The following is an 8,951-nucleotide window of genomic DNA, read 5'->3' as shown; positions in this document are numbered from 1 at the left end:
CAGTATAATATATGTATGGAAAATCAAAGATTAAAAAACGGTTTTGACACGAGCCGTATGTTATCGTTAATTCATTCATCAGAATGATTGATAATGAAAGTCTCATAGAAACGAATTAGTCTTATATACTTTCGAGCATATTTGGAAGTTCATGTGTATGAGAACCCAACGAGCTTTAGCCGTTGGAGTGTCAGTGATAAGCGCGAAAAGCCTATCAATGAGCTTTCATTTTGAAAGTGTCGGTAGTGCTGAGAAACATGGAAGGTCTGGGAGTATAAGATGGCATTTGAACACAAATCCGTTTTGCTTGAAGAAACGATAGACAGCCTGATGGTAAAACCGGATGGCATCTATGTGGACGGAACACTCGGAGGAGGCGGCCATGCCTCGGAAGTGTGCAGACGTCTTGGAGAAGGAGGGCGCCTGATCGGAATTGATCAGGACGCAGATGCGATCCGGGCAGCTTCAGAGAGACTGGAGCCGTATGGGGATCACGTTACGGTTGTGCGAAGCAACTATGTGAATATTGCTCAGATTCTTAAGGATCTGGGAATCGAAAAAGTGAACGGTATTTATCTGGATCTGGGAGTTTCCTCGTATCAGCTGGATACAGCAGAGCGCGGATTTACTTACCGGGATGAGAATGCCCCGCTTGATATGCGTATGGATCAGCGAAACACAAAGACAGCAGCAGACATTGTGAATACCTACACGGAGTCGGATCTCTATCGGATCATCCGCGATTACGGGGAAGACAAGTTTGCAAAAAATATTGCGAAACACATTGTAAAGAGACGAGAGGAAAAGCCGATTGAGACCGCAGGAGAGCTGACAGAGGTCATCAAGGCTGCGATTCCGATGAAAGTGCGTGCGACGGGAGGACATCCGGCGAAGAGAACGTTTCAGGCGATCCGAATCGAACTGAACCAGGAACTTGAAGTGCTGAAAAATTCCATCGACACGATGATTGATCTGCTTGCTCCGGGAGGAAGACTGAGCATCATCACCTTCCACTCGCTTGAGGACCGGATTGTGAAAAACCGGTTCCGGACGAACGAGAATCCCTGCATCTGCCCGCCTGAATTTCCGGTGTGCATGTGCGGAAAGAAGAGCAAGGGAAAAGTAGTTACAAGAAAACCGATTCTTCCTTCTGACACGGAGATGGAGGAAAATCCGCGGGCAAAGAGCGCAAAACTTCGCGTTTTTGAGCGGGGCGAAGAGTGACAGGCAGAAAAAAGGGTAAGACAAATAAAAGAAGAGAAAAAAGGAAAAAGGGCGTCAGACTGAGACAGGGAGGGGATAGTATGGCTGAGAAGAGAAGAATGAAACAACCACCTTATGTGTATGGTACTGCAGTGGAAAAGACATCACCGTCACGTCAGCCGAGACGGGACGAACGAGAAGAACGTGAACAGCGCGAACAGATGCAGCGCAAGCGGAGAGTCAACCGTGCTGTCAGACGAAATCGGGAGAAAGCACTTCAGATGGATGTGCCTTACGTTCTCGCTTTGACGGTTGCGGCGATGAGCGCGCTCTATATTTGCGTGAGCTATCTGCAGGTGCAGTCTACGATTACCGGAAGAATCCACAACATTGAGAAGCTTGAGCAGGAAGTGGAAGACCTGAAATCGGAGAATGATGCACTCCAGACGAGAATCAATACGTCGGTTGATTTAGACCATATCTATAAGGTTGCGACGGAAGAGTTGGGGATGGTATATGCGAACCGCAATCAGGTTCGTCTGTACGACAAAAAAGAAAGCGAGTACGTAAAACAGAATGAGGACATCCCGAAATACTGATTCCCGAAAGAATGCCAGGAATCAGTCCGGAAAAGGTAATAAAAATCGTACCGGCAATACGAGTAATAGCAATACGAATAGTAAGGCAGGCAATTCAACGAGAAATACAGGCAGTAAGAACAATAAGAGTACCAGAAACAACCGAAATACGAACAGCAACAGCAGACCGAATGGCAGCAGCAATAGCAGCAATAACCTGAAAAACAGAAGCGGCAACAGCGGAAGAAGTGGAAATGCCAAAGGCGCAGTCCGACCGACGGGCAGAGCCAGAACGATAAGCGGTGCAAGAGTTACGGGCACCGCTTATCGTTCTGACAGAGAGCGCGCGGCGAGAAATTCAAGAACAGAAAACAATGCCAGAGCAGCCAGCAATGCGAGAACCGCAGGAAGTGGAAGAGCGGCGAACAACTTGAAAAATTCAGGCAGTGCATCCTCGGCTTCGAATGTCAAAAATTCCGGCAGAAAGCGGATTTTTGTGAAGTATATGCAGGAGAAGCTTGCGGCGACGGGAATCATCATCCTTCTTCTTGCGGCGATGGTGACATGGAGACTGTACACGATTATCACGAGAAATCAGGACAAATACACACAGATTGTTTTGGCTCAGCAGTCATATGACAGCCGGGTCATTCCGTACCGGCGCGGTGATATTGTGGACCGCAACGGAACGTATCTGGCGACAACGGAGAAAGTTTACAACCTGATTATCGATCCTCAGCAGATTATGTCGAAAGAGGAGAATTATCTGGATGCATCGGTGAATGCACTTGTCACGGTCTTCGGATATGATGAGAACACGATCCGCACGCTGATCACGGAGAATAAGGATAAGGCGTACATCCGCTATGCGAGAAAACTCTCCTATGATGACAAGGAAAACTTTGAGAATTATCAGAAAGAGACAAACCAGGCAAATGCGAAGGCAGATTCGAGAGCGCGCGTAAAGGGTGTCTGGTTTGAGGATGAGTACCAGAGACTCTATCCGTACAATTCCCTTGCCTGCAATGTGATCGGATTTTCCGGCACAGACAGCGGACTTGGCGGAATTGAGCAGTCCTACAACAGTTCTCTGATTGGAACAAACGGCCGTGAGTACGGATATTTGAATGACGATTCAAATCTGGAGCGCGTAATCAAGCCGGCGACAAACGGCAACACTGTCGTGTCCACGATCGATGTCAATATCCAGAATGCGGTGGAAAAGCGGATTCAGGAGTGGGAACAGCAGACGGGCTCGAAACAGATCGGTGTTGTTGTCATGGATCCGGATACTGCGGAAGTGCTTGCGATGGCGAGTGGAAGTACGTTTGATCTGAACAATCCGCGTGTGATCGGGGATCGTTTCAATGACGATCAGATCTGGCAGTTCGGTTTGAAGGAGGCGACGGCAACCTGGAATCGAAAACACAAGGATGAGGCACCGATCACGCAGGATCAGGTGCGTTCCCATTACTCGGATGATGAGATCCGCTCATTCGGTCAGCAGGTTGCATGGAACCAGATCTGGAGAAACTACTGTATCAGTGATACATATGAGCCGGGATCCCCGTCCAAGATCTTCACTGTTGCAGCTGCACTCGAAGAGGGACTCATCTCGCAGAATGATACGTTTTTCTGCGACGGTTTTCAGGAGATTGCAGGGGTCCAGATCAAGTGTGACGCGTGGAAGCGAGGCGGACACGGAGTCCTGACGCTTGAGGAGACGCTGATGCAGTCGTGTAACGATGCGATGATGCAGATTGCGGCAAAGAGCGGTGCTGCCATGTTTTCCCGCTATCAGAAGATGTTTGGCTTCGGTGCAAAGACCGGAATCGATCTTCCGGGCGAGGCAGACACGAAGAACCTGATTTATGATGCCAGCAATTTAAGACCGGTTGAGCTTGCGACAAACTCGTTCGGACAGGGTTACAACTGCACGATGATTCAGATGGCAGCGGCATACTGTTCCGTCATCAACGGCGGTTCCTACTATGAGCCTCATGTTGTCAAACAGATTCTTGACGAGCAGGGGTCTGTTGTGAAGAAGGTTGAGCCGAAACTGGTGCGCGAGACCGTGTCGGAATCCACGAGCACGTTTATCAAGCATGCACTGTTTAGGACGGTCAATGAGGGTACCGGAAAGGCAGCGGCAGTTGCCGGATATGACATTGCGGGAAAGACCGGAACAGCAGAGAAAATTCCGAGAAGACAGGGAAATTACCTGCTCTCGTTCTGTGGTTTTGCTCCGGCAGATGATCCGCAGGTTCTCGTCTATGTAACGATTGATGAGCCTCATGTGGAAGATCAGGCACACAGTTCCTTCGCAGCAGGGGTATTCTCCAATATCATGCAGGACATTCTTCCGTACATGAATGTGTTCCCGGCTGTGGATGCACAGAATGTCGATGAGTCGCTTGCAGCGCAGCTTCCGGGTTCTGAGGGAATTACGGACAACAACGGAGCGGCCGCAGAGCAGGCACCGGAGGAGACGAAGGTTTACGATACCGATGAGTATGTCGATTCCGCGGACGGAGGAAACGGAATTCCGGACAATATGCCGGCAGGAGCAGAGACTGCTGAGACGGAGATTGTGATTGATCCGGGAACAGAAGTCAGGGATATGGATGCTCTGCCGGATGTGAGTGCCCAGGTCAGCGTGAGTGCAGAGACCGAGGATGAGGCGACACAGACAGCCGCCCCGGAGACGGATACCACGGATACCGCAGAGGCAGCGGAGGCTTCCGAAACAGGGGAGGGAGCGGCAGATTCCCTGCCTGCAGAGACCTCTGAGGGAGAATAAAAGTTCTAAAATCTTTTGGGCGCCATATCATATAATGATGAGTGCTCGGGAGAGGTTATAATTCCATGATGACCCGTCACCGGAAAAAGATTGCCGTCCTGTGTGTTTTGCTGTGCGTGTGCATGGCGGGACTCACAGGGCGGCTTGTTTATCTGATGCTTTTTTGTTCCGCGCAGTACAGCCAGATGGCGGAGGATTTGCACCAGAGGGAGAGGAAGATCAAGGCAGCGCGCGGAAGAATTCTCGATGCAAACGGAATTGTGATTGCGGATAACCGGACAGTGTGCACGATCTCCGTCATCTATAACCAGGTTGAGGATCGGGAAGGTGTGATCGAGACACTGGTCCGGGAGCTTGAGATGGATGAGGAACGTGTGCGTGCGCGGGTTGAGAAGAAGAGCTCGCGCGAGATCATCCGGACAAATGTGGAGAAGGAGGTCGGGGACCGGATCCGGGCCTGCCATCTGGCAGGGGTGAAGGTGGATGAGGATTACCGGCGCACTTACCCGTTTGGCTCTCTCGCATCGAAGGTGCTTGGATTTACCGGAGGGGATAATCAGGGCATCATCGGTCTCGAGGTGCAGTATGAATCTGTGCTCAAGGGGACGAATGGGACGATTCTGACGATGACGGACGCCAAGGGTGTGGAGCTTGAGAATGCGTTTGAGGACAGGATTGAGCCGGTTGCCGGCATGGATCTTCAGATCAGCCTTGATGTGAATATCCAGAAGTATGCAGAACAGCTCGCAACCCTTGCAATGGAGCGAAAGGGCGCAAAAAAGGTCTCATTGATTGTGATGAATCCTCAGAACGGGGAGATTCTCGCGATGGCGAATGTCCCGGAATTTGATCTGAATGAGCCGTTTACGCTGACGGAGGAGACTACCATCTCATCGAAGGAGCGGCAGGAACTTCTGAACCAGATGTGGAGAAATCCGGCGATCAATGACACGTATGAGCCGGGATCGACATTCAAGATCATCACAGCGGCGGCAGGGCTTGAGGCGGGAGTTGTCACGCTGAATGACTCGTTCTCATGCCCGGGATTTCGGATCGTTGAGGATCGAAAAATCCGCTGCCATAAGGTCGGAGGGCACGGGGCGGAGACTTTTCTTCAGGGGGCGATGAACTCCTGCAATCCTGTTTTTATCGATGTGGGGCAGAGACTCGGCGTCGACCGCTATGTCGCCTATTTCGACCAGTTTGGCCTGCGCGGAAAGACGGGGATCGACCTTCCCGGTGAGGCGTCAACGATCATGCACCGAAAAGAAAATATGGGGCCGGTCGAGCTTGCGACCGTCTCATTCGGTCAATCGTTTCAGATCACCCCGATCCAGCTGATTACGACAGCAGCCTCCCTCGTCAACGGGGGGCGGCGGATCACCCCGCATTTTGCCGTGCGCGCCGTGAGTGCGGACGGGACGAGGGTTCAGGAATTTCCGTGGAAGGAAAAGGGCAGAATTCTCTCTGAAAAGACGAGTGAGACTCTCCGGTACGTGCTCGAGCAGGTTGTCGCGGAGGGAAGCGGAAAGAAAGCGGCGGTGGAAGGCTACCGCGTGGGAGGAAAGACAGCCACTTCCGAGAAACTTCCGAGAAGCCGGAAAAAATATATTTCCTCGTTTCTTGGCTTTGCCCCGGCACAAAGTCCCGAGGTGATTGCGCTGATCACAATTGACGAACCGCAGGGAATCTACTATGGGGGAACGATTGCGGCTCCCGTGATTGCCGATCTCTTTCAAAACATTCTGCCTTATCTCGGGGTGGATCCGGAGTGATCCGGCTGTCCCTGCGGGACGGATAATGGGATTGCCAGAACACTTGCCAGAAAAAATTGTGCGCGGGCAGGCATTTTCTGAACGGAAAATGCCGTATGGTACAGTGCAGTTTATGCAACGGATGAACTGTAACTTGATTATTCAAATAAAAAGACGTATACTATACGATGTCTGGTTTGACGGACAGACTACATAACCGATAGGAGTGCACTATGATTAACGAAACGATATTAGCGATTATTATTGCCTTTGCGATCAGCGCAATTCTCTGCCCGATCGTGATTCCGTTTCTTCACAAGCTGAAGTTTGGCCAGCAGGTTCGTCTCGACGGTCCTCAGGCGCATCTGAAGAAGCAGGGGACACCGACGATGGGAGGTCTTGTGATTCTTGCAGCGATTGTGATTACCTCGCTGTTCTATATGAAAGATTATCCGAAGATCATTCCGGTTCTGTTTATGACGGTTGGATTTGGAATCATCGGATTTCTTGATGACTATATCAAGATTGTGATGAAGCGCTCGGAGGGACTCAACCCGATCCAGAAGCTGATCGGCCAGTTTGTGGTTACCGGCGTGTTTGTCTGGTACCTGATTCATTCCGGCGAGGTCGGAACCTCCATGCTGATTCCGTTTACCGGAGGTTTTGAGCATGGATATTATGTGAGCCTGGGAATTCTGTTTATTCCTTTTGTATTTTTTGTTGTCCTCGGAACGGATAACGGCGTGAACTTTACGGACGGAGAGGACGGACTCTGCACGAGTGTGACGATTCTTGTCGCAACGTTTTTGACGATCATTGCGATCGGGGAAAACAGCGGAATCAGCCCGATCACCGGTGCGGTTGTGGGAAGCCTTCTCGGATTCCTGCTGTTTAACGTCTATCCGGCAAAGGTGTTCATGGGAGACACGGGATCTCTCGCACTCGGCGGTTTTGTGGCTTCGAGTGCATTTATGATGCAGATGCCGCTTTTTATCCCGATCATCGGTCTGATCTATCTGGTGGAGGTTCTGTCCGTCATCATGCAGGTCAGCTATTTCAAGGCGACAAAGGGAAAACGAATTTTCAAGATGGCTCCCATTCATCATCATTTTGAACTGTGCGGCTGGTCAGAGACGAGGGTGGTGGCAGTATTTTCCACCGTCACGGCGCTTCTCTGTCTGGTAGCATACCTTGGACTGTAACGTCGAATACAACGAACGTTAAACGTTAACTTGAAATTAGGAGGAAATGTACATGAGCAGTCAGAAAGTATTAGTGGCAGGTTGCGGAAAAAGCGGAATTGCTGCGGCAAAACTTCTCCTGAAGATGGGCGGGGAGGTTGTGCTCTACGATGGAAATGAGAAACTGGACCCGGAGAAAATCCGGAAGAATTTTGAGGAGAATGACAAGCTGACGATTGTCCTCGGACCTCTGTCCCGCACCGACCTTGTCGGAGTGGAGCTGTCGATCATCAGCCCGGGTATTCCGCTCGATGCCCCGTTTGTGCCGGTTCTCGATGAGGCGAAGATTCCGATCTGGAGTGAGATTCAGCTGGCTTATCATGTGTCAAAGGGCAAACTCATTGCAATCACCGGAACAAATGGAAAGACGACGACGACCGCTTTGACAGGCGCAATCATGAAGACGTATTTTGATGAGGTATTTGTTGTCGGAAATATCGGAATTCCGTACACTGAGACGGCACTTGAGACGACGGAGAAGTCTGTGACGGTTGCCGAGGTCTCCAGTTTCCAGCTTGAGACGATTATGGATTTCCATCCGAATGTCAGCGCAATCTTAAATATCACGCCGGACCACTTAAACCGTCACGGAACGATGGAAAACTACATTGAAGTGAAGGAGCGCATCACGGAAAATCAGACCGAGAAGGACTGCGTGGTGCTCAACTATGACGATCCGGTCCTGAGAGAATTTGGAGAGAAGGAAGACCGCAAGCCGAGCGTATTCTGGTTCTCGAGCACCCAGAAACTCAAATCCGGCATGTATCTTGACGGGGATCTGATCATGTATGCGCATGACGGAAAGACGGAGGAGATCGTGAATGTCCATGATCTTCAGCTGCTCGGAAAGCACAACTATGAGAACGTGATGGCGGCTGTTGCCATGGCGATCCGCATGGGTGTTCCGATGGATCTGATCCGCAAAGCAGTGAAGGCATTCAAGGCTGTTGAGCATCGAATTGAGTTTGTTCTCGAGCGCGCGGGAGTCCGCTACTACAACGATTCAAAGGGAACGAATCCGGATGCGGCAATTCAGGCAATCCGCGCAATGCCGGGACCGACGGTTCTGATTGCAGGCGGATACGACAAGCACAACGAGTACGACGAGTGGATCGAGGAATTCGGCAATAAGGTCAAGTATCTGGTTCTGATCGGTCAGACCCGCGACAAGATTGCGGAGTGTGCGAGAAAACACGGATTTACGGAGATTATGTATGCGGAGGATATGGCTGAGGCTGTCCGCGTCTGCGCCGCTTATGCAAATGCAGGTGACAATGTGCTTCTCTCTCCGGCATGTGCAAGCTGGGGTATGTTTGACAACTATGAGCAGAGAGGCGAGATTTTTAAAGAATGTGTAAGAAATCTCTAATAGAAA

The 8,951-nt window shown here is 50.7% G+C and carries 6 protein-coding genes; all 6 read left to right on the top strand.

Annotation, left to right across the window (positions count from 1 at the left end; genetic code table 11):
• Window positions 1–279 precede the first annotated feature (279 nt).
• The 6 genes from rsmH (at window position 280) to murD (ending at window position 8,945) form a co-directional block, all read left to right on the top strand.
• Window positions 280–1,224, top strand: coding sequence for a 16S rRNA (cytosine(1402)-N(4))-methyltransferase RsmH (gene rsmH, locus ACR0QE_RS06775; protein WP_432627603.1), 945 nt, complete (start codon window positions 280–282; stop codon window positions 1,222–1,224).
• 80 nt (window positions 1,225–1,304) lie between these two features.
• Window positions 1,305–1,802, top strand: a complete 498-nt coding sequence (locus ACR0QE_RS06770; RefSeq protein WP_432627602.1) for a septum formation initiator family protein — start codon at window positions 1,305–1,307, stop codon at window positions 1,800–1,802.
• Entirely contained in the window at window positions 1,780–4,581 is a 2,802-nt protein-coding gene (locus tag ACR0QE_RS06765; protein ID WP_432627601.1) for a peptidoglycan D,D-transpeptidase FtsI family protein, read from the top strand. Before ACR0QE_RS06770 ends, ACR0QE_RS06765 begins: the two co-directional genes overlap by 23 nt.
• Before the next feature lie 65 nt (window positions 4,582–4,646).
• Window positions 4,647–6,356, top strand: a complete 1,710-nt coding sequence (locus ACR0QE_RS06760; RefSeq protein ID WP_432627600.1) for a peptidoglycan D,D-transpeptidase FtsI family protein — start codon at window positions 4,647–4,649, stop codon at window positions 6,354–6,356.
• 212 nt (window positions 6,357–6,568) lie between these two features.
• Window positions 6,569–7,537, top strand: coding sequence for a phospho-N-acetylmuramoyl-pentapeptide-transferase (gene mraY, locus ACR0QE_RS06755; protein ID WP_432627599.1), 969 nt, complete (start codon window positions 6,569–6,571; stop codon window positions 7,535–7,537).
• 52 nt (window positions 7,538–7,589) lie between these two features.
• Complete coding sequence (gene murD / locus ACR0QE_RS06750; protein ID WP_432627598.1) at window positions 7,590–8,945, top strand: UDP-N-acetylmuramoyl-L-alanine--D-glutamate ligase; 1,356 nt, start codon at window positions 7,590–7,592, stop codon at window positions 8,943–8,945.
• Window positions 8,946–8,951 lie beyond the last annotated feature (6 nt).

It is taken from the genome of Brotaphodocola sp. (genome assembly GCF_050873065.1).
Taxonomy (GTDB): Bacteria; Bacillota; Clostridia; order Lachnospirales; family Lachnospiraceae; genus Brotaphodocola.
Note: the sequence above shows the minus strand (reverse complement) of the source record. Positions and strands in the feature narration are given on the sequence as shown.

What these genes read in the sequence shown, in the direction of transcription:
- mraY (WP_432627599.1), top strand. Translation starts at nt 6,569, where the DNA reads ATGATTAACGAAACGATATTAGCGATTATTATTGCCTTTGCGATCAGC.
- murD (WP_432627598.1), top strand. Translation starts at nt 7,590, where the DNA reads ATGAGCAGTCAGAAAGTATTAGTGGCAGGTTGCGGAAAAAGCGGAATT.
- rsmH (WP_432627603.1), top strand. Translation starts at nt 280, where the DNA reads ATGGCATTTGAACACAAATCCGTTTTGCTTGAAGAAACGATAGACAGC.
- ACR0QE_RS06765 (WP_432627601.1), top strand. Translation starts at nt 1,780, where the DNA reads ATGAGGACATCCCGAAATACTGATTCCCGAAAGAATGCCAGGAATCAG.
- ACR0QE_RS06760 (WP_432627600.1), top strand. Translation starts at nt 4,647, where the DNA reads ATGATGACCCGTCACCGGAAAAAGATTGCCGTCCTGTGTGTTTTGCTG.
- ACR0QE_RS06770 (WP_432627602.1), top strand. Translation starts at nt 1,305, where the DNA reads ATGGCTGAGAAGAGAAGAATGAAACAACCACCTTATGTGTATGGTACT.